General features: G+C 59.1%; 19 protein-coding genes. 13 read left to right on the forward strand and 6 right to left on the reverse strand.

The genetic code is table 11. The features are described 5' to 3' along the window. From MHY13_RS05180 to MHY13_RS05195, 4 genes are all read left to right on the forward strand, one after another. The gene (locus tag MHY13_RS05180; protein WP_239281777.1) at positions 1-2,151 is read left to right on the forward strand and encodes a ribonuclease J; all 2,151 of its coding nucleotides are present in this window, start codon (positions 1-3) and stop codon (positions 2,149-2,151) included. Positions 2,152-2,209: 58 nt separating this feature from the next. Beyond that, entirely contained in the window at positions 2,210-2,845 is a 636-nt protein-coding gene (locus MHY13_RS05185; protein WP_239281779.1) for a TIGR03085 family metal-binding protein, read from the forward strand. Positions 2,846-2,975: 130 nt separating this feature from the next. After that, positions 2,976-6,389 carry a DNA translocase FtsK gene (locus tag MHY13_RS05190; protein WP_239281788.1) on the forward strand — a complete coding sequence of 1,138 codons (3,414 nt, stop codon included), beginning with the start codon at positions 2,976-2,978 and terminating at the stop codon, positions 6,387-6,389. Positions 6,390-6,558: 169 nt separating this feature from the next. Next, a complete protein-coding gene (locus MHY13_RS05195) occupies positions 6,559-7,680 on the forward strand; it encodes a TerC family protein (RefSeq protein ID WP_204608649.1) in 1,122 nt (373 codons plus the stop codon). Here MHY13_RS05195 and MHY13_RS05200 read toward each other — a convergent pair. Further along, positions 7,677-7,964 carry a YciI family protein gene (locus MHY13_RS05200; protein WP_204608652.1) on the reverse strand — a complete coding sequence of 96 codons (288 nt, stop codon included), beginning with the start codon at positions 7,962-7,964 and terminating at the stop codon, positions 7,677-7,679. The genes MHY13_RS05195 and MHY13_RS05200 overlap by 4 nt on opposite strands. 59 nt (positions 7,965-8,023) lie before the next feature. Here MHY13_RS05200 and pgsA point away from each other — a divergent pair, with 59 nt between their 5' ends. The 4 genes from pgsA to MHY13_RS05220 all read left to right on the forward strand — a co-directional run bounded on the left by pgsA (position 8,024) and on the right by MHY13_RS05220 (position 10,547). After that, positions 8,024-8,608, forward strand: coding sequence for a CDP-diacylglycerol--glycerol-3-phosphate 3-phosphatidyltransferase (pgsA, locus tag MHY13_RS05205; RefSeq protein WP_239281790.1), 585 nt, complete (start codon positions 8,024-8,026; stop codon positions 8,606-8,608). 7 nt (positions 8,609-8,615) lie between these two features. Continuing rightward, complete coding sequence (locus MHY13_RS05210) at positions 8,616-9,113, forward strand: CinA family protein (protein WP_204608661.1); 498 nt, start codon at positions 8,616-8,618, stop codon at positions 9,111-9,113. Positions 9,114-9,139: 26 nt separating this feature from the next. Next, positions 9,140-9,502: a helix-turn-helix domain-containing protein gene (locus MHY13_RS05215; RefSeq protein ID WP_204611423.1), complete on the forward strand. Its 363-nt coding sequence runs from the start codon at positions 9,140-9,142 to the stop codon at positions 9,500-9,502. Between the two features lie 184 nt (positions 9,503-9,686). Next, positions 9,687-10,547 carry a PspA/IM30 family protein gene (locus tag MHY13_RS05220; RefSeq protein ID WP_239281792.1) on the forward strand — a complete coding sequence of 287 codons (861 nt, stop codon included), beginning with the start codon at positions 9,687-9,689 and terminating at the stop codon, positions 10,545-10,547. Positions 10,548-10,626: 79 nt separating this feature from the next. On the opposite strand, the gene MHY13_RS05225 is transcribed toward MHY13_RS05220, so the two are convergent. From MHY13_RS05225 to MHY13_RS05235, 3 genes are read right to left on the reverse strand one after another with little or no spacing between them, the layout of a single operon-like run. Continuing rightward, positions 10,627-11,247 carry an energy-coupling factor transporter transmembrane protein EcfT gene (locus MHY13_RS05225; protein WP_239281794.1) on the reverse strand — a complete coding sequence of 207 codons (621 nt, stop codon included), beginning with the start codon at positions 11,245-11,247 and terminating at the stop codon, positions 10,627-10,629. An 11-nt stretch (positions 11,248-11,258) separates the two neighbouring features. Then, entirely contained in the window at positions 11,259-11,951 is a 693-nt protein-coding gene (locus MHY13_RS05230; protein WP_239281804.1) for an ABC transporter ATP-binding protein, read from the reverse strand. Continuing rightward, positions 11,951-12,514, reverse strand: coding sequence for a biotin transporter BioY (locus MHY13_RS05235; protein ID WP_239281806.1), 564 nt, complete (start codon positions 12,512-12,514; stop codon positions 11,951-11,953). The genes MHY13_RS05230 and MHY13_RS05235 overlap by 1 nt, the downstream gene beginning before the upstream one ends. Positions 12,515-12,677: 163 nt before the next feature. Between MHY13_RS05235 and MHY13_RS05240 the strand changes: the two genes are divergently transcribed. The 5 genes from MHY13_RS05240 to MHY13_RS05260 all read left to right on the forward strand — a co-directional run bounded on the left by MHY13_RS05240 (position 12,678) and on the right by MHY13_RS05260 (position 17,122). Continuing rightward, a complete protein-coding gene (locus MHY13_RS05240; protein WP_005325117.1) occupies positions 12,678-12,893 on the forward strand; it encodes a DUF3046 domain-containing protein in 216 nt (71 codons plus the stop codon). Between the two features lie 182 nt (positions 12,894-13,075). Next, positions 13,076-14,212 (forward strand): recombinase RecA, encoded by a 1,137-nt coding sequence (gene recA / locus MHY13_RS05245; protein ID WP_005328639.1) that lies wholly within the window; start codon positions 13,076-13,078, stop codon positions 14,210-14,212. 50 nt (positions 14,213-14,262) lie between these two features. Beyond that, positions 14,263-14,865, forward strand: a complete 603-nt coding sequence (recX, locus tag MHY13_RS05250) for a recombination regulator RecX (RefSeq protein ID WP_239281815.1) — start codon at positions 14,263-14,265, stop codon at positions 14,863-14,865. Positions 14,866-14,910: 45 nt separating this feature from the next. Further along, positions 14,911-16,473: a tRNA (N6-isopentenyl adenosine(37)-C2)-methylthiotransferase MiaB gene (gene miaB / locus MHY13_RS05255; RefSeq protein ID WP_239281817.1), complete on the forward strand. Its 1,563-nt coding sequence runs from the start codon at positions 14,911-14,913 to the stop codon at positions 16,471-16,473. A 22-nt stretch (positions 16,474-16,495) separates the two neighbouring features. After that, positions 16,496-17,122 (forward strand): hypothetical protein, encoded by a 627-nt coding sequence (locus MHY13_RS05260; protein WP_239228334.1) that lies wholly within the window; start codon positions 16,496-16,498, stop codon positions 17,120-17,122. 14 nt (positions 17,123-17,136) lie between these two features. On the opposite strand, the gene MHY13_RS05265 is transcribed toward MHY13_RS05260, so the two are convergent. Together MHY13_RS05265 and MHY13_RS05270 are read right to left on the reverse strand one after the other, a co-directional pair. Further along, positions 17,137-18,267 carry a GNAT family acetyltransferase gene (locus tag MHY13_RS05265; protein ID WP_239281819.1) on the reverse strand — a complete coding sequence of 377 codons (1,131 nt, stop codon included), beginning with the start codon at positions 18,265-18,267 and terminating at the stop codon, positions 17,137-17,139. Further along, entirely contained in the window at positions 18,267-19,571 is a 1,305-nt protein-coding gene (locus tag MHY13_RS05270; protein WP_239281830.1) for a DUF349 domain-containing protein, read from the reverse strand. The genes MHY13_RS05265 and MHY13_RS05270 overlap by 1 nt, the downstream gene beginning before the upstream one ends. Between the last annotated feature and the right edge of the window lie 82 nt (positions 19,572-19,653).

The following is a 19,653-nucleotide window of genomic DNA, read 5'->3' on the forward strand; positions in this document are numbered from 1 at the left end:
ATGAATGAACCCCGTAACCGTTCCCGCAAGGTGACCCGCAAGGCGGGCCCACCGGCGGAAAACGAAACCGCCTCCAACGATGCGGCTTCGCCAGTTTTCCAAGCCCCAGCAACTGACGCGGGCAATTCCGCGCAGGATAATTCCGCTAAGGGCGACAAGGATAATTCTGGCAAGAAGAATTCTTCCGATAACCACAACGAAGGTGGCGGCAACAACCGTCGCTCCCGTTCCCGTGGCAGCCGCGGCCGTGGCCGTGGTGGCAACGGCAATGGCAATGGCAATAACCACGGTGGAAACAATAACCACGGCGGCAAGAACGGCAATGGAAACGGAAAGAACGGCAACGGTAAGGGCCGCGGCCGCAACAACCCTGGCCGCCGCAACGTGCCCAAGTCTATGCAGGGCGCGGATCTGACCAAGCGCCTGCCGGAGCCACCGAAGCAGCCAAAGGATGCCCTGCGTATTTACGCTCTGGGCGGTATCTCGGAGATCGGCCGCAATATGACCGTCTTCGAGTACGGCGATGACCTCATCATCATTGACTGTGGTGTGCTCTTCCCATCCTCTGGTGAGCCAGGCGTGGACCTCATCCTGCCTGACTTCGGCCCTATCGAGAAGAAGATCCACAAGGTCAAGGCCCTCGTCGTTACTCACGCGCACGAGGACCACATCGGCGCTATCCCGTGGCTGCTCAAGCTGCGTCCGGATATCCCCATCGTTGCTTCCCGCTTCACCATCGCGCTTATTGCTGCAAAGTGTAAGGAGCACCGCCAGAAGCCGAAGTTCGTCGAGGTTAATGAAAAGTCCGACGTAACCTACGGTCCGTTCCGCGTGCGCTTCTGGGCCGTCAATCACTCCGTGCCGGATGCCCTGGGCATCATGCTGGGCACCCCAGCCGGCAATATCATCCACACCGGTGACATCAAGCTGGACCAAACCCCGCTGGATAATCGTCCAACGGATCTCCCCGCTCTGTCCCGCTATGGTGATGAGGGCGTTGACCTCATGCTGTGCGATTCCACCAACGCTACGGTCCCTGGTGTATCGGCATCTGAGGGCGATATTCCTGCCAACTTCAAGCGGCTCGTCGCCGGCGCTAAGCAGCGCGTAATCTTGGCGTCCTTCGCCTCCAACGTTTACCGTGTCCAGGCAGCTATCGACGCCGCTGTGGCAAACGGCCGCAAGGTGGCCTTCAATGGCCGTTCGATGATGCGCAACATGGAAATCGCAGAGAAGATGGGCTTCTTGAAGGTTCCACGCGGCACCATCATCCCCATCGATGAGGCTGCCAAGATGGCTCCGCATAAGACCATGCTGATTACCACCGGTACGCAGGGTGAGCCAATGGCAGCTCTGTCGCGTATGGCCCGCCGCGAGCACCGCCAGATTACCGTCCGCGATGGCGATACCATCATCTTCTCTTCCTCGCTCATTCCGGGCAACGAAGAGGCCGTCTACGGCGTCATCAACATGCTGTCCCAGATCGGTGCCAACGTTATTACCAACCAGGATGTAAAGGTGCACGCCTCCGGTCACGGTTACGCTGGCGAACTGCTCTTCCTGTACAACGCAGCGCGCCCGCGCAACGCTATGCCGGTACACGGCGAGTGGCGCCACCTGCGCGCCAATAAGGAACTGGCTATCTCCACCGGTGTGGATCGCGACCGTACGGTGCTGGCACAAAACGGCGTCGTCGTGGACCTGCGCAAGGGTCGCGCCGAGGTCGTAGGCCAGATGCAGGTGGGCAACCTGTACGTCGACGGCGTGTCTATGGGTGACGTGGACGCTGACACCTTGGCTGATCGCACCAACCTGGGTACCGGCGGCGTGGTTTCTATCACCTGTGTGATTGATAACCGCACCTCGCGCCTGCTGGAGCACCCAACGGTATCTACCACAGGCTTCTCCGATGATGACCGCGGCATCGTGCCGGAGGTTGCGGAGATGGTGGAAAACACCATGAACGATCTCGCCGCTGAAGGCGAGAATGATACTTACCGCATGGTGCAGAAGCTGCGCCGTAAGGTATCCAAGCTCATGGATTCCAAGTACAAGCGCGAGCCGGTCATTCTGCCGACCATCGTGCCGACGAATTCCGGTCCTTTGGTTACCGATGAAGAAGACGTTGACGCTTCTCGCGAGTCCCTGTAAATAGCACGGGTACCTCGCGCTAAGCGAAAGCAAGCCCCAGCATGCCAGCTAGCTCGGTATGCTGGGGCTTATGTCGTTTTCTTCTGCTGAGCGCGCCAAAATGGTAGCGCTATTTCATAAGCTTGGTCCCGATGCCCCTACCTTGTGCGAGGGCTGGACAACCCGGGACTTGGCCGTACATTTGTGGGTGCGGGAAAACCGCCCCGATGCCGCCGCCGGCATCTTCGTCAACGCGCTGTCCGGCCGGCTGGAAAAGGAATCACGTAAGGTGGCCGACCGCGACTTTGATGAGTTGGTTGATGACTGGGGGAGGGGACCAGCTGCCTATAACCCCGTCCGGTTCGTGGATGCACAGCAAAACTTTGTGGAGCACTTTGTTCACCACGAGGATATTCGCCGGGCTAATGGCATGGGCCCGCGCGACTTTTCGGCTCGCATCAAGCAGCAGATGCATAGCTATCTAAAGCTCTTGGCTAAGGTGGCCCTGCGCAAATCTGAACGTCCGGTGATTCTGCAGCCGGAAGGATTGCCGCGAATCGTTGCCGCAGATACCCATGGCGTGGCGGATAAGGGCGATGCCGTGGTCCGCGTTTCGGGCGAGGTAGGCGAGCTCATCCTCTGGTCCTTCGGGCGTGATGCTGCTGAAGTCAAGGTTGAAGGTGATGCCGAAGCCATCGTAAAGTCAATTCTCTAATCTTGATTTAATCGCAGTTTCTTAGCTTTGGGGTGCGTGGGAAGCGTTCACCGTGAGATTGTGGGTCCAGGTATTAGGGAAACGCGTGTGGCTAATGTGATTTATGGGGTGGCGCGGTTAAGGTAGAGGCATGTCTGTCAAAAATGCCTCTTCGCGCGGAACGCGCCGAAAGTCGAATCGTTCACGGCCGTCGGGCCGCAGCCGGTCCGGTGCTGGCATGCCGGAAAACCTGGCTATGACGTCTTCGCATCGGCGCGCGGCGGCGACCTCGCAGGAGCGTACGGGCAGTGCGTTCCGGGCCGTCGGCAAGGGCTTGGGCGTTGCCTTTGGTGCCACAGCCCGCGGCATGGGAAATATGGCGCGGGGCGTAAGCCATGGCGTGGCCGGGCTCAAGCCCAGCGAAGACTTATATGACACCGAGGAGTACGAGACGACGAGGGAGCCGGAAGAAATTTCTGCACGCGGGGAGAAAAAGAAGAAGAGCAAGGTTACTCGGGCGCGCGATGTAGCCGCAGAAGAAGAGCTTTCTGCCATGGAAGTAAGCGAGGAAGAATCGCGCGGTATTCAGGTGAAAAATCCTGATGCGGTGGCGCTCGTTTTGATCGGCATTGCCATCGTGCTTGCGGCTACCGTCTGGTTTGGCGTTGCCGGCCAAGTAGGCGCCTGGGTGGGCAATATCGTCCGCTATGTCATTGGTGCAGGCGCCTGGGTGCTGCCGGTTGCGCTAGTGGCCTTGGCCATTGCCTTGATGATGGACATCTCTGGTCCAGCGGGGCACTTTAAGCCGCGCATTGTGGGCGGTATTAGCATTATCGTCCTTGCCATGCTCAGTTTGATCCACATCTTTGCTGGTACCCCTGAGCTCGGCTTTACCCCGGACAGCGCCGGTGGTGCCGGCGGTGTAATCGGCTACGCCATTGGCGGCCTTCTGGAGACGGCCTTCACCTCTTTCGTCGCTGTGCCGTTGCTTTTCCTCGTCATTATCTACGGCGCCCTATTGGTCACCGGCATTACTATCCGCGAGGCCTATGAGTTGGTGGCTGATGCCATTGCTGCGGCCTTTTCCCGCTTTGGCGGCGCGGACGAGGACTATTACGACGAAGAGGGCGATGACCTCTACGGCCACGTCACCGGCGATATTGATGACATCGCAGAAGGCCGTGAGCGCAGCGAGCGCCCAGCACGACCTGCAGCCAAGCGCCGTTCCTCTGAGCGTGGTGGAAGCCTGCGCGCTTTCCGACGCCCCACTGAAGACCCCGCCCCGCGTGGTTCTTCTTATCCGGTGGATTCTCCTGCTGCAGCAGAGGAGGAACATGCCACCCGCGCCTTTAGCACACCAACGCGAGGCGGGTTCCAGTCCGTGTCTAACGCGGCTGAGAAGCCGGTCTCTCGTGACATCGGGGATACCGATGAGATCCCGGTGGTAGACGACGCCGCTGCGTCGTCGCCGGAACAACCGGCTTCCGGGGATCCGGAACCGACCCGAGTGCTGGGCACTACTCGTCAACGCCCCACTTCCCCTTCTACCCGCTCGGCTACGGCAGCAGGTGCTGATGCTGGCACTGCCGCCGGTAACGCAATTGGCTCGGCCGCTGGTGCGGCTGCGGGCGCTGCCGGTGCTGCGGGAGCAGCAAGTGGCGCAGCAAAGACTGCTGCTGCGGGTGCTGCCGGTGCCGCTGGCGCTGCGGCAGCCGGTGCAGCTGCAGGCGCTGCTGGATCGGCAGTGGAAGGAGGCGCTGATGCGGTCTCGTCCGCGCACGAGAAGGCTCGCCAACTCTTCCGCGAGCGCTCCGGACGCGACGCTACGACCGGCGCACAGGTGGACGCCACCGAGCCTGCGGCCGAGGCCGCAGGGGAAACGGGTACCTCTGCTGCACCTGCACCGACCGCACAGTTTGGCAACGAGAATTACGCGGTTCCCACCACGGACCTGCTGACCCCGGGCACTCCAGCCAAGGAGCGCACTGAGATTAATGACCGCATCATCGAGGCCATCACCGATGTCTTCGACGAGTTCAAGGTCGATGCCCAGGTAACCGGCTTTAGCCGTGGCCCAACAGTGACCCGTTATGAAATCGAGCTGGGACCAGGCGTCAAGGTATCGAAGATTACGAACCTGCAGTCCAATCTGGCCTACGCCGTGGCCACGGATAATCTACGTTTGCTCACGCCCATCCCCGGCAAGTCGGCCGTCGGCATTGAGGTTCCAAACCCAGACCGCGAGATGGTGCACCTGCGCGAGGTGCTTGATGCGCCCAGCATGACCAGCTCACCGGATCCCATGCTCATCGGTTTGGGCAAGGACATCGAAGGCGAATACACCTCGTTCTCGGTGCAAAAGATGCCGCACTTGCTGGTTGCCGGTGCTACCGGTTCCGGTAAGTCCGCTTTTGTGAACTCGATGTTGGTCTCGCTGCTAACCCGAGCCACCCCTGAGCAGGTTCGCCTCATCCTGGTAGACCCGAAGATGGTGGAACTTACCCCGTACGAGGGCATTCCGCACTTGATCACGCCCATCATTACCCAGCCGAAGAAGGCCGCAGCAGCCCTGCAGTGGCTGGTGGAGGAGATGGAGCAGCGCTACATGGATATGAAGGCTGCTCGCGTACGCAAGATCGAGGACTATAACCGCAAGGTTGTCTCCGGCGAATACCAGGCGCCGGCAGGCTCCGAGCGCGAGGTACGCCCGTACCCGTACATCGTCTGTGTCGTCGACGAGCTGGCGGACCTGATGATGACCGCGCCAAAGGAGATTGAGGACTCGATCGTCCGCATCACCCAGAAGGCGCGTGCCGCCGGTATTCACCTCGTCCTTGCAACCCAGCGCCCGTCCGTTGACGTGGTGACCGGTCTGATTAAGACCAACGTGCCTTCACGCTTGGCCTTTGCGACGTCTTCACTGACGGACTCTCGCGTTATCTTGGACCAGGGCGGCGCGGAAAAGCTCATTGGTATGGGCGATGGCCTCTTCATTCCGCAGGGCAAGCGTCCCGTGCGTATGCAGGGCGCATTCGTCTCGGATGATGAAGTCATGGCGGTTGTCGATGCCGCCAAGTCGCAGGCCGCGCCGAACTACACCGAGGGCGTGACTGAAGAGAAGCAATCCGAGGCCAAGCAGGAAATCGATGAGGAAATTGGCAAGGACATGGACGACCTCCTCGAGGCCGTCGAGCTGGTGGTCACCGCCCAGTTGGGCTCGACTTCTATGTTGCAGCGCAAGCTGCGCATCGGGTTTGCCAAGGCCGGCCGCCTCATGGACCTGATGGAATCTCGTGGCGTGGTCGGACCGTCCGAAGGCTCCAAGGCCCGCGAGGTTCTGGTGAAACCGGAAGAGCTCGATACCATCATCTGGATGATCAAGGGCGCCGACCCTGCCGAAGCCCCGAAGGAGATTCAGGATGAGATGCAGCAGCAAGAGCAGGAGGAAGCTGCCGCTACTTCCGACGCCGATTCTTCCGCAGGCGCCGATTCCTCCCCGCAGGGCGATGCCGGCGACACCCGTACCGTCCAGACAACGTATAACCCTTCGGCAGGCGCCTTCTAAGATCGTGTAAAGTTGAACGAGTCTTGGAGGGGAGTACCCCATCTTTCGGCATCGATCGTCAGCACGGTAGCGTTACGCTCCCGGTCGTGCCGGCCCGGCGGAAATTGGTTCGCCGGGCGGGGGAGACCTCCGGTCATTTTGTTGTATCTTCGACCGGAGGGATGTACCAATGCATGTGCCATTGTGGATCTGGGCGATTTCCATCATCGTCATTCTTGGATTCTTTGTTTTTGATTTCTACTCCCACGTGCGCACCCCGCACGAGCCGACGCTGAAGGAATCCGGGTTCTGGACCCTGTTCTATGTCGGTATCGCTTTACTTTTTGGTGCCGGCGTGTGGGCCATATGGGATCACGAGCACGGCATCCAATACCTCACGGGTTACGTGACAGAGAAGGCGCTATCCGTAGATAACCTCTTTGTTTTTGCGCTTATCATGGGCGCCTTCAAGATCCCGCGGAAGTACCAGCAAAAGGTATTGCTCATCGGTATCGTCATCGCCTTGGCATGCCGCTTGGTATTTATCCTTTTGGGTGCTGCGGTCATCGCGGCATGGTCCGATATCTTCTACCTGTTCGCGATATTCCTCCTCTACACAGCGATCAAGCTCATCGTCGATGAGATTCGGGACGCCCCCGAAACCGATCCCAATGACATGGGCATCATCAAGCTGATCCGCAAGGTAGTCCATGTGACCCCGCGCTACCACGGCGATAAGCTCACGCACCGCGTGGAAGATTCTTCGGGCAAGCGTAAATTCGCGTTCACCCCGCTATTTATCGCGTTGGTGTCCATTGGTCTTATCGACGTGATGTTTGCCTTTGACTCCATCCCAGCCATCTACGGCATTACCTCAGAAGCGTTCTTGGTCTTTACCACCAATGCCTTCTCCCTCATGGGCTTGCGCCAGATGTACTTCCTGCTGGATGGCCTGTTGGATCGCTTGGTGTACCTGCCCTATGGTTTGGGCATCATCTTGGGCTTCATCGGTGTGAAGCTCATGTTCCATGCGCTGCATGAGAATAACTTGCCGTTTGTAAACGGCGGCGAGAACGTGGAGTCCATCCCAGAATTTTCCACCATTACCTCACTTATCGTGATCGTGGGCGTCCTGGTTATTACGGTTATCGCCTCGATTATTAAAAACAAGCGCGATGAGAACCAAGGCGGAGTACCGGTATCGCACAATCACTTCGACTGGGACGAGGAAGGCAATAAGATCGTCCGCAACAAGAAGGGTGAATTCTTGGGCAAGGCCGAAGACCTGCCCAAGGAAGAGCTACCGCACTAGAAGCGGGCGTTGACGGGATTCCATTCGCGGAAGCTGCGGCCGGTAATGCAGCCGGCCTGGTAGAAGGGGTCTTTGTCCATGAGGGCAATGGCGTCGGCGACCACGGCGTCGTCGGCAAGCCCCACGATGATGAGCGCGCCGCCCTTGGAATCCGTCAACGGGCCGGTGGCAATGATGGTGCCCTCCTCAAAAAGCTGCGCGGTAAACTCGCGGTGCGCGGGGCGGGCCTTAGCAATCTCAGGATTATTGGGGTTGTAGTCGTAGCTAACAGCAAAATACTTCATGCTTCGCATTTTAAAATGCAGGGGCATCCAAGCGCAGGTGCTTGGTGCTAACAGGTAGTATGTATAACGTGAATCAACCCGGAACACAGTCAGCGCAATCCTCGGATGTGAATCCACAGGTATCCAATTGGAACCTGCCAAATATTCTCACCAGCCTGCGCATTCTTTTTATTCCGGTTTTCGCATGGCTGGTTGTTGCTGGCCATGAATGGTGGGCTTTTGGCCTATTTGCGGCCCTAATGCTGACAGATAAGCTCGACGGGGACATCGCACGTGCCCGTGGCCTTATCACCAATTTTGGCAAGATTGCTGATCCCATCGCGGATAAAGCGCTTATGACTACCGCACTGGTATGCCTCAACATCATTGGGGTACTGCCAGTGTGGATTACCGTGGTCATTCTCATTCGAGAGTTTGGAATCACCATCTGGCGTATGGTTTTGTTGCGCCGCGGCAAGGTCGTTCCTGCTTCGAAGGGCGGCAAGCTGAAGACTGTATTGCAATCCCTAGCAGTGGGGCTGTACCTGTGGCCCTTGCCGGAGTGGATGGACGTACCTACCTTCCTAGTGATGCTTTTGGCCGCAGTGGTGACCGTGGTTACCGGCGTTCAGTACCTCATCGACGGCAAGAAGCAGAATAGCTAGGTAGTTCATGAGCTCCATGGCGGCCCGCCTCGTATCTGAACTCACCGAGCGCGGCGAAACTTTGTCCTTTTGTGAGTCACTTACTGCTGGGTTGGCCAGTGCCACGGTGGCTTCTGTCCCTGGAGCTTCGGCTGTGTTGCGCGGAGGGCTTGTAACATATGCCACCGAGGTGAAGTCCCACTTTTTGCACCAGCCGGTAGCCGATATCGAAGCGGTCGGTGTGGTTTCTGGGCAGACCGCCCTTGCAATGGCCCGCGCGGCGGTGGCAGAAACCGGTGCGGACTGGGGGATAGGCCTTACCGGAGTGGCAGGACCAGACCTACAAGAAGGCAAGGCGGCCGGCACGGTCTATATCGGAATTTATTCTCCTAGCGGAGTCAGTTTTTCGCAGCAGCTTTCCGGGTTGGGGAAAGAGCGAAACGAAGTCAGAGAGGCCACGGTCGAAGCCGCCTTGCGTCTACTGCGCGCAACTTTGGAAGAAAATCCGGCACTGCGGGAACAATAACGAGACAAGGAGCGTTGACTATAGTGATGAACACTTCTACTGCAGTCCTCGAACACCCGGTAAACGGCGCTGTTGCACCAGCGGCGCCCGCCACTGCTCGTACCCCTGAGCCGCTATTGCGTGAGGCTCTTGGGTTGACGCTGCGCGCCTTCCGCGCGGACAAGGGAGTGACCCTGCGCGAATTGGCCGGGGTGGCCCGCGTGTCGCCGGGTTACCTTTCGGAGCTTGAACGCGGCCGCAAGGAGGTCTCCTCTGAGCTTCTTGCGTCGGTGTGCCACGCGTTGGATTGCTCGGTCTCTGATGTACTGATTGAAGCCGCCGGTTACATGACTCTGCCCTCCATGGATGAGGAGCTTGCTCATACGGCACCTGCCGCATCAGAGCTTTAGCCCACAGCGGTCTATGTCAACAGCCGGCCTACTCTCTTGCGAGGAAGGTCGGCTGTGGTGGTTAAGGGGGGCGTCGGCAAGCGCCCGCGACCGCGGGGAGTACAAGCGGCGGAAACAGCGCTTCGCTAGTATAAACAGCAGAACATTACGCACATTTTTTAACCTAGAAAGGTTGAAGCACACCATGGCGAACCCATTTGTTAAGGGCTGGAAGTACCTGATGGCACTCTTCGATAATAAGATCGAGGAAAACGCCGATCCGAAGGTGCAGATCGAGCAGGCTATTGAAGATGCTCAGCGCCAGCACCAGGAGCTGTCTCAGCAGGCGGCCGCCGTGATTGGTAACCAGCGTCAGCTGGAGATGCAGCTTAACCGCCGTTTGGCAGAGGTAGAAAAGCTGCAGGGCAATGCTCGCCAGGCTCTGGAATTGGCTGATCAGGCCCGTGCCAAGGGCGATGAAAATAAGGCCGTGGAGTACGAGAACGCGGCAGAGGCCTTCGCTGCCCAGCTGGTTACGGCTGAGGAGTCCGTGGAGGATACCAAGAAGCTGCACGACCAGGCACTGCAGCAGGCAGAAAAGGCCAAGAATGCGGTTCAGCGTAATAACACCGCGCTGCGCGAAAAGGTCAATGAGCGCTCCAAGCTGCTTTCCCAGCTGGAGCAGGCAAAGATGCAGGAAAAGGTCTCTGAGTCTTTGAACTCCATGAACGAGTTGAGCGCCAATGGCAATACGCCGTCCCTGGATGCTGTACGCGATAAGATTGAGCGCCGTTACTCCAAGGCACTGGGCCAGGCTGAGCTTGCTGAGAACTCCGTAGAAAACCGCATGGCCGAGGTTCAGCAGGCTGGCGTGCAGATGGCCGGTCATTCCCGCTTGGAGCAGATTCGCAGTGAAATGAACTCTTCTAAGTCCGTGGAAGGTAATAAGGCTCAGGCCATTGAGGGCAATAAAGCGTCCGGCTCTGCTGCCGACAACGCTGCTCAGCCAGGCAGTGCCAATAACGATGCTGTGCAGGCCCGGCTGCGTGAGCTGCGTGGGGAGTAAACCCCCGACAGTCTTTTAAATAATTATCTCCTCCCTCGGCCATCATTTGGTGGTGCGTGGGAGGCGATAACTATTGCTGCTAGTCGCCGACGCCGCGGGCCTGCAAAGCCTCACCCATGGCGCGCGCTCGCCGGATGGAGCGAATGATAACCGGGGTGCCAAATGCGAGCGGGGACATCCCGGCACCGCGCGCTTTGCGGGCATCTAGGACTTCATAGACGGTTTTAAACATCAACGGGATGAGACGAATAGTCAGTGACATAGCCAAGCTGATGTTTTCTACCGGTATTCCCAGTCGCTTTAGCGGCTGCAGCGATTCTTCCAGCGACTCCATGATTTCATCTACCGTGGAGGTCAGCGTGAGCAAGAAGGCACCCATCATTGCGGCGAAGACATTGAGGAACATCACTGCCGCATAGTCGAAGTCCTTGGCCCACCATTGAAAGCCTGCCAAGGGAACCAGGAAAAAGAGTGGCGGCCAGATCTGACTCCACGCAATGCGCAGTGGAATCCGGGCGCAAGCATAGAGAAAGACGACAAAAATGACGCCGCCTGCTGCCCACGGAATAGACTTGAAAAAGATGCTGGTGACCAGGATAAAGACTAAGAGGAATGCGATCTTCCAACTAGGCTTGATGCGGTGAACAAAGCTGGTGCCATCAACATAGACGGAAAGTGGGAGATTCGTGCGTCGTTGCATGACAATTCTCCCTACAGCGGCCGCTGGGCCATGAGGTCTTGGTAAAAATCTATGACCTCCGCCGGCCGGCCATCCGCGGCGATGCGGTGGTTATCGATGCAAATGACCCGATCAAAATCGCGCAGAAATTCCAGATCGTGCGTGACCACAATCAGCTGCTGTTCCAGTCGCGCGAATTCTCTTTTGATCCGATCGCGGTTGCGCAGATCCAGAAGGGTAGTGGGCTCATCAGCGATGATGAGAATCGGGTCAATGACCATGACCGCTGCTAGCGCGAGGAGCTGCTTTTGTCCGCCGGAGAGCGTATGTGGCGAGCGCTCAGCAAATTCGGCGAGACCGAAGCGCTCGAGGGCAGCATCCGCGCGGGCAAGGCGCTCGTGTTTGGACAGCTTAAAGCGGCGGAGCGAAAAGGCGACGTCATCGCGCACATTGGGCATGACAATCTGGTTTTCAGCATCTGAAAAGACAAACCCCACCTTTTCGCGCACCTTTTTGCCCTGCTTGGCGACGTCCATCTGGTCCACCGTCACCGCACCTTCACTAGGCTCGCCTAAACCATTAATGAGCCTAGTCAAGGTGGATTTCCCGCCACCATTCTGGCCGATAATGCCAATGCGCTGCTCGGTGAGGGTGAGGTTGATGTCCTCGAGCACCACGGTGTCATCAAAAGCCACCGAGACCGAGGAAAATTCGATCGTGGGCACTAGGCAGCCTTTCGTCCCATCAGATCGGGGAAGGCCGCGTGAACACCGAGAGCGATGATGACGGCAACGACAAGCTTTCCGGCATCGACAGGGATGAAGGGCAATTGAGCTGCGAAGGCTGGACCAATTTCCAAGCCAGAGCGGATCATGAGACCAAAGGCGCCGCAGATGTACTGGACGGCAAGGCCGGCAATGGCCGCGATGGCAAGTATGACCGCCATGCCGCCCTTGTTCTTAGGGGAGCGGTAGGCAATTGCACCTGCGATCGCTGGCGAGAGAACATAGCCGATGATGTAGCCTGCGGTCGGGCCTGCCAGTGCACGTAGCGTGGTACCGCCACCCGCCAGAACTGGGAGGGCAAGGCCCAGGAACAAAAAGAGGAGTCCCACGTAACCGCCGCGCTTGCTGCCCAAAATAAGGCCGGCGAGGATGAGCGCTGCGTTTTGCAGCACGATGGGTACGCCGGCCGAACCGATGGGGATGGACACGAAGGCAAGGACGATGACGAGGGCGGTAAACACGGCAACATAGGCAATGGTGGTTGCCAGAGAGTTCTTTTTCATGTTCAAGAGACTAGCACTGCATGAAAACTGCAGACAATTGAGGGTTTTGAACGGTGTTCATCCGAGGATGATAATTGCGAGCCGGAGCTACTGCGGCGGGCTCCCAATCGACGCTTTCTGGACCGCTGGCGCCCGTGCTTAAGTGCTGAGTAGGATAGCGCGCATGCGATTGACCGAGTATCACCAGCTCATTGTGGACGAATTTGGCGAGTCTAAGGGAAAGTGGATTAGCCACTCCCATGTCTTGCCTGACCTCGGGGCAACGCCCGATGAGCTTATCGAACGCGGCGTCGATCCGCGTCGCGTCTGGCTGAGCCTGTGCGATGACTTTGATGTACCGAAGGAGCGCAGGTTGGGAGTCGATTACCCAACTTTATAGCGCGGTCGAATTCGGCGGACTGGCGTGTTCACTTTCAAAATTCGAACAGATGTATGTAAGATGGCGGAAGTGTCGATGCAGTCGTCTACAGTGGGATGGCGTTGACGGAGGGAACCGTTTGAGTTCCACGGCAGTCTAATAATGCGTTAGTACATCGTCGTTAAAGATAAGGATGAAAGTTAATGGCAACCAAAAAGAAGTCTTCTTCTGCCGCCTCTAAGGGAGATGACCGCCAAAAGGCCCTCGATGCCGCAATGGCCATGATTGAGAAGGATTACGGCAAAGGCGCTGTGATGCGCCTGGGCGATGACAACCGCCCACCGATTAAGGCCATTTCTTCCGGTAATACCGCAATCGATGTCGCTCTGGGTATTGGCGGTTTCCCGCGCGGGCGCATCGTAGAGATTTATGGCCCGGAGTCTTCTGGTAAGACCACTGTTGCGCTGCACGCTATTGCATCCGCGCAAAAGGATGGCGGCATTGCCGCGTTTATTGACGCCGAGCACGCGCTCGACCCGCAGTATGCTCGCCTGCTTGGCGTGGATACCGATAACCTCTTGGTTTCCCAGCCAGATACCGGCGAACAGGCCTTGGAGATTGCCGATATGCTGGTACGCTCCGGCGCAATTGACATCATCGTCGTTGACTCCGTAGCCGCCCTTACCCCGAAGGCGGAAATTGAAGGTGAGATGGGCGATAGCCACGTCGGCCTCCAGGCCCGCCTGATGTCCCAGGCGCTGCGCAAGATGACCGGTGCCCTGTACAACTCCGGTACCACCGCTATCTTCATTAACCAGCTGCGCGAAAAGATTGGCGTGATGTTCGGCTCGCCAGAGACCACCACCGGTGGTAAGGCGCTCAAGTTCTACTCTTCCGTGCGCTGCGATATCCGCCGCATTCAGACCTTGAAAGACGGCCAAGATGCCATCGGTAACCGCACCAAGCTCAAGGTAGTAAAGAACAAGGTCTCGCCACCATTTAAGATTGCCGAGTTCGACATCATGTATGGCGAAGGCATCTCTCGCGAGTCCTCCATCATTGACCTTGGCGTCGAAAACGGCTTCATCCGCAAGTCCGGCTCCTGGTTTACCTACGAAGGCGACCAGTTGGGCCAGGGTAAGGAGAAGGCGCGTAATTTCCTGAAGGATAACCCGGATCTGGCCAATGAAATCGAGCAGAAGATTTTCCAGAAGCTCGGTATCGGCGAGGCCGCGGCCGAAGGCGAGGAGGGTGCCGCGATGGACGTTCCTGGTGCCGATGACCCATTGACCGATGAGTCCGTTGATCTCGTTCCAAACGTCGATTTTGATGACGACTAAAATCGTCTAGCCCGTCCCCACACGCTCCACGTACCATTTGAATCTGCATCATGAATCAGCCCGCCCCCGAAAAGCTCGCCCAACTCCGTCAGGCCCTCGAGGCCTATGAGAATGGAGCAGCTGGGGGTGGGCTTTTTGATCGAGAGGCAGAAGAAGCCAAGGCCAAGGTCCGCTCTCGGGCGCTGGGTCTTTTGGATCAGCGTTCTAGGTCCCGGAAAGAGCTCTATGACCGTCTAGTAAAGGCCGAGTTTGAGCCAGATGTCCTTGAGGACGTGCTGGATGATTTGGCCCACGCGGGGCTGGTGAACGACGCCGCTTTTGCGCATGAATGGGTGCGCCAACGACATAAGCGGCGCGGCAAGTCCAGCTCGGTTCTCAACAGGGAATTGCGGGAAAAGGGCGTGAGCGAGGCCGATCGTGCTGAGGCCCTCGAGCAAATTGACCCTGCCGATGAACAAGCCATGGCACAGGCCCTTGCGGAAAGGAAGGCTCGCTCCATTAAGACCGTTCCCCCGGATCGCAAGGAGCGCGACAAGGCCCTACGCCGCATCGTGGGTGTGCTGGCACGCCGCGGCTTCAATGAAGGGATGTCGCTACAGATCGCAATCGCAGCCCTTGACGCGCGGTGCGCGGAACTGCGCGCAGAGGACTGATACGGCCAAGGCAGGGTAGCGCCGGAATGGCTAAGTCCGGCAGTTATGAGATGCCTAGCTTCATGGCTAAACTATGCCGACGTGGAGCAGACAATCGCAGATAACCGTACTTATGAAGTCCGAACTTTCGGCTGCCAGATGAATGTGCACGATTCAGAGCGCATCTCTGGCCTCTTGGAGGAAGCCGGCTACGCGGCCGCCGGCGAAGGCGTGGAGCCAGATCTCATCGTCTTTAATACCTGCGCCGTGCGCGAAAATGCCGATAAGCGGCTCTACGGCACCTTGGGTGCCTTGAAGAAGACAAAGGAAAATCATCCCGGCATGCAAATTGCCGTGGGTGGTTGCCTGGCGCAGAAAGACAAGGACACCGTCCTAGATAATGCCCCGTGGGTTGATGCTGTCTTTGGCACTCACAATATGGCGGCCCTGCCGACGCTGCTGGAGCGCGCCCGACACAACGATGAAGCCCAAGTGGAAATCCTTGATTCCCTCGAGGCTTTTCCGTCGGTCCTGCCAGCCAAGCGTGAGTCTGCCTATGCCGGCTGGGTTTCTGTTTCTGTAGGCTGCAATAACACCTGCACCTTCTGTATTGTTCCTTCCTTGCGCGGCAAGGAAGAGGACCGTCGGCCCGGCGATATCTTGGCCGAGGTTAAAGCCTTGGTGGACCAGGGCGTATCCGAGGTCACCCTGCTGGGGCAAAACGTCAATGCTTATGGCGTCAATTTCGCCGATCCCGATATGCCACGCGACCGTTTCGCCTTTTCTAAGCTGCTGCGCGAGGTCGGCAAGATCGAAGGCCTTGAACGCCTGCGCTTTACCTCCCCGCACCCGGCGGAGTTTACTTCCGACGTCATCGATGCCATGGCCGAGACCCCGGCCGTGTGCCCGCAGTTGCATATGCCGCTGCAGTCTGGCTCCGACAAGGTCCTTAAGGATATGCGCCGTTCCTACCGTACTAAGAAGTTCCTGCGGATTTTGGACGAGGTACGGGACAAGATTCCGCACGCCGCAATCACGACCGATATCATCGTGGGCTTCCCAGGCGAGACCGAGGAAGACTTCCAAGACACCATGGAGCTTGTGCGCCGCGCTCGCTTTGCCTCGGCCTTTACCTTCCAGTATTCGCCGCGTCCGGGAACCCCGGCTGCGGAAATGGAGGACCAGATTCCCAAGGAGATCGTCCAGGATCGTTTCGAGCGTCTCGTTGCCCTGCAAGATAGCATCCAGGCCGAGGAAAACAAGAAGCTCATCGGCACGGATGTGGAGCTTTTGGTGCAGGCCGAAGGCGGCCGCAAGAACGATGAAACCCACCGCATGACCGGCCGCGCCCGCGATGGCCGCCTAGTGCATTTCACCCCGGTTGACTCTGACGGCACGGATATTTCGGCGGAGATTCGCCCGGGCGATGTGGTGCATACCCAGGTCACCGGTGCGGGCTCCTTCTTCTTGCTTGCCGACGCCGCCGTGACCTCCCACACCCGCACCAAGGCCGGCGACATGTCCGCTGCCGGGGAAACGCCTACCACCGCACCCATCGGCGTCGGTCTGGGATTGCCGTCGATTGGCAAGCCCGCGGCCGCCGATTCCGGCGATTCCTGCGGTTGCTAGCAGGGGAGTAGGCTAGGGAGCCATGACTGAGGAGCATTCGACCACCGCAGCCCACAATGCAGCTAACGCTGAGCGGAGAGCAGCTCAAACAATGGACCTCGGCGGTCACAAGGTCACGCTGTGCATTGCAGTGGTGGCGTATATCCTCTACCTGATTTTGCCCTACGCCGGTCCGGCCCATGGTTGGGAGGCATTGACCTTTGGCACCACGTCAAGTGGCGTGAGGATTTCCATCATGGAAACCGTCTCCGCGTGGCTCGCGCTCATTGGGTTGGGCATTCTTACTCCGGTGACGCTGTTCACCCGCCGCGCCACTCCTGGGCTGATTGCATGGATGCTGGTGACGGTGTCCTTCTTTGCCAACCTATGGGGCTTCTGGTTTCGTGGCTCTACCGCCGACGGGGCGTCGCTGGGAATGTGGGTAGGAATGCTAGCTACCTTCCTAGCATTTCTGGCCTATAGCACGGTGGCGCTGCGCCGCAGCCCAGAGCAGAAGGCCGCCGAAGCCCGCGTGCGCGCCACCGCCGGACAGCTCGATGAGGTGGGCGAATTTCAATCCAGGATTGACGCGGCACCGCAGCGGGAGCCACTGGCGGACAATCGCCGCAAGCAAGCCGCCGAACGCCACCGCGCCCAACGCGGCGAGTAGTAGGCCTACCGCCGCTAATCCTGCAGCCGCAACTCCCACGCGGAAGAGCGGGAAAGTTCCCGGGCACCCAGGCTGCGGTAAATGGCATTCATTGCAGCGTCCTTGGCGGCAACGGAACAATAGCAGCGCCGTACCCGCGGCCAATAGTGCGCCACCTCATGCAGCGCTGTGAGCTTGGCTAGCTGCGCAAGTCCGCGGTGGCGGTGCGGGCGATCGGTCACTGTCAGAGTCCACTCGCATACTTCAGGATTCGCGTCCTCGTGCCGAGCCATTTCTGTCAGTGCGAGTATGCTTCCGTCCTCGGCGGTGAGTGCGATAAGAAGCGTGTGCCCGCGGCGAGAGCGCAGGCGGCTGTGCGCTTCGCGCAATCGAGCACGCGTCCACACGATGGGCTCCACCGTCAGATCACCGGTTTCCGCGTCTGTGGACGCTAGGCTAAGCAGCCGCATGACCTCGTCGAGGTAGTCCTCAGGGATGTCGTAATCCGGCCAGATTCGGGCGGTTATCCCCGCCGGGAGCAGTGCTGCGACAGGGCTTTCGGGGATGTCCATCACCAGCTGGTGTTCCGCATGCCGTTGCGTAAAACCAAGCTCGCGGTAGATGCTGCCCATAGCGTCGTAGTCTGGGTCCGCGCCCGGCGGGTGCAATAGCCCCACGTGCGCTACGGTGCGGCCGAGTTTACGGGCCAGCTCCAGCGCCTTCGCACCCATCCACTCGGCTACTTTTCGCCCCTCCTCATCGAGCTGTTCGCCAGGAAGGGGCAAATCGCATAGCACGCATTCAATCTCTGCTGCCTCGCGCTCTTCCAACAGCGGCAGGCTGATGTGGATGAACCCGAGGTAGTCCAGCTCCGGGCTCGGCTCCACCGAGGGGATGAGCGGCAGTCCCAGCTCAGAAACCTCACCAAGGGTGGAGTCGCCGTCCACTACGGCAAAGAGATGGGTCTGTGATTCGCTAGAACCCTGCAGACGCTGGACCACGCGGCCCGGCGACGTCGATGCCGCGGCGTCGCCGCTGGCCTCTTGGGCCGCCAAGTTGGCCCAAAAGACGAAGCTGCGAATGCAGTCCGCAGGTTCGGCGGGCCGGGCGTCAGTGCTAGGCGAGTGCGGCGGCCGCGGTGGCCGCGCAATGCGGACGAGGTGCACTACTTATCGTTAACGGCGTTAGCGGCGGCGTCGGCAAAAGCCTGCCACTGCTCGGCCTGGGCGCGCAGATCAGCGGCCTTTTTCTCATTGCCCTTGGCCTCAGCTGCCTCGGCCTGGGAGTTAAACTCATCGACCTTAGCCTGGAACTGCGCCACGCGTGCTTGCGCTTCTGGGTCGGTACGGCGCCACTCGGACTTTTCCGCGTCGGCGACGCGCTGCTCCAGCGCCTCAATCTTGGACTCGTACTCGCGCACCTGCTTGCGGGGAACGAAGCCAATCTCTTCCCACTTTTCCTGCAGCTCGCGCAGCTTAGCCTTCGCACCCTCGATTCCCTTGGACGGGTCGATCTGGCCGTCGTATTCTGCAATCAAGGCGTCCTTGGCCTTGGCATTTTCTGCAAACTCGCGGTCGCGCTCGTCATTGACGGCATTGCGGGCATTGAAGAACTTGTCCTGGGCGGCGCGGAAGCGGGCCCACAGCTTATCGTCTACGTCGCGCGGGGCGCGGCCGGCGGCCTTCCATTCGGTCATCAAATCGCGGTAGGCGCGGGCGGTGGGTCCCCACTCGGTGGAATCCTGGATGGCCTCGGCACGCTCGACGAGTTCTTCCTTCTTCTTGCGGGCAACCGCACGGGCGCGGTCCAGCTCGGCAAAATGGGAGCCGCGACGGCGGTTGAAGGAATCGCGGGCGCGGGAGTAGCGCTTCCATAGGGCATCGTCGGTCTTGCGATCAATGCCCTTAATTTGCTTCCACTCTTCTAGGATGGCGCGGATGCGGTCGCCGGCGGCCTTCCATTCGGTGGAGTTTTCGGCAATTTCTTCTGCCTCAGCTGCCAGCTTTTCCTTGGCAGCAATAGCTTCCTCGCGGCGGCGCTCCTTATCAGCCTGCGCCTGCTCGCCGGCTTCTACCGAGTGCTCAATGACGGCAACAAGGCGGCGGTCAAGGGCCGCGATATCACCGATCACCGCAGCGGTAGGCAGGGTGTCGCGCAGTTGCGCTGCGGTCTTCTTGATGCCAGCGGCCTCGCTGGGGTTGGCGCGCAGGCGAGCCTCGAGCAGTTCAATTTCGGTGGAGAGATCGTCGTAGCGCGCGCCGTAGTGCTGTAGGCCCTCCTCGGGGGTGCCGGCCTGCCATTCGCCAATCTTGCGTTCGCCCTCCGGAGCGGAAACGAAGACGGAACCATCCGCGTCGACCCGGCCCCACTTGGCCGGGTCATTCTTGCTGGGTGCCTGGACGGGAACAGGCTTTGCGGTGGGACGAGGGCCCTTCTTGGGCATGGAACCTGGGGTAGGGATGGGAGACATGACAAGCCCTCCTATGCATAGATCGCCGCGCGTCACGGCTGCCGAATAAAATCACTGGATACATTACCGCGAATATTCCGCG

The organism is Corynebacterium sp. ACRPE (genome assembly GCF_022347435.1).
GTDB classification, from domain to species: domain Bacteria; phylum Actinomycetota; class Actinomycetes; order Mycobacteriales; family Mycobacteriaceae; genus Corynebacterium; species Corynebacterium tuberculostearicum_D.

Bases quoted from the DNA above. Each gene is read 5' to 3' on its own strand.
- MHY13_RS05225 (WP_239281794.1), bottom strand. From the start codon at position 11,247: ATGCAACGACGCACGAATCTCCCACTTTCCGTCTATGTTGATGGCACC.
- MHY13_RS05195 (WP_204608649.1), top strand. From the start codon at position 6,559: ATGCATGTGCCATTGTGGATCTGGGCGATTTCCATCATCGTCATTCTT.
- MHY13_RS05270 (WP_239281830.1), bottom strand. From the start codon at position 19,571: ATGTCTCCCATCCCTACCCCAGGTTCCATGCCCAAGAAGGGCCCTCGT.
- MHY13_RS05210 (WP_204608661.1), top strand. From the start codon at position 8,616: ATGAGCTCCATGGCGGCCCGCCTCGTATCTGAACTCACCGAGCGCGGC.
- recX (WP_239281815.1), top strand. From the start codon at position 14,263: ATGAATCAGCCCGCCCCCGAAAAGCTCGCCCAACTCCGTCAGGCCCTC.
- pgsA (WP_239281790.1), top strand. From the start codon at position 8,024: ATGTATAACGTGAATCAACCCGGAACACAGTCAGCGCAATCCTCGGAT.
- MHY13_RS05215 (WP_204611423.1), top strand. From the start codon at position 9,140: ATGAACACTTCTACTGCAGTCCTCGAACACCCGGTAAACGGCGCTGTT.
- MHY13_RS05220 (WP_239281792.1), top strand. From the start codon at position 9,687: ATGGCGAACCCATTTGTTAAGGGCTGGAAGTACCTGATGGCACTCTTC.
- MHY13_RS05180 (WP_239281777.1), top strand. From the start codon at position 1: ATGAATGAACCCCGTAACCGTTCCCGCAAGGTGACCCGCAAGGCGGGC.
- recA (WP_005328639.1), top strand. From the start codon at position 13,076: ATGGCAACCAAAAAGAAGTCTTCTTCTGCCGCCTCTAAGGGAGATGAC.
- MHY13_RS05240 (WP_005325117.1), top strand. From the start codon at position 12,678: ATGCGATTGACCGAGTATCACCAGCTCATTGTGGACGAATTTGGCGAG.
- miaB (WP_239281817.1), top strand. From the start codon at position 14,911: ATGAGATGCCTAGCTTCATGGCTAAACTATGCCGACGTGGAGCAGACA.
- MHY13_RS05235 (WP_239281806.1), bottom strand. From the start codon at position 12,514: ATGAAAAAGAACTCTCTGGCAACCACCATTGCCTATGTTGCCGTGTTT.
- MHY13_RS05185 (WP_239281779.1), top strand. From the start codon at position 2,210: ATGCTGGGGCTTATGTCGTTTTCTTCTGCTGAGCGCGCCAAAATGGTA.
- MHY13_RS05200 (WP_204608652.1), bottom strand. From the start codon at position 7,964: ATGAAGTATTTTGCTGTTAGCTACGACTACAACCCCAATAATCCTGAG.
- MHY13_RS05260 (WP_239228334.1), top strand. From the start codon at position 16,496: ATGACTGAGGAGCATTCGACCACCGCAGCCCACAATGCAGCTAACGCT.
- MHY13_RS05190 (WP_239281788.1), top strand. From the start codon at position 2,976: ATGTCTGTCAAAAATGCCTCTTCGCGCGGAACGCGCCGAAAGTCGAAT.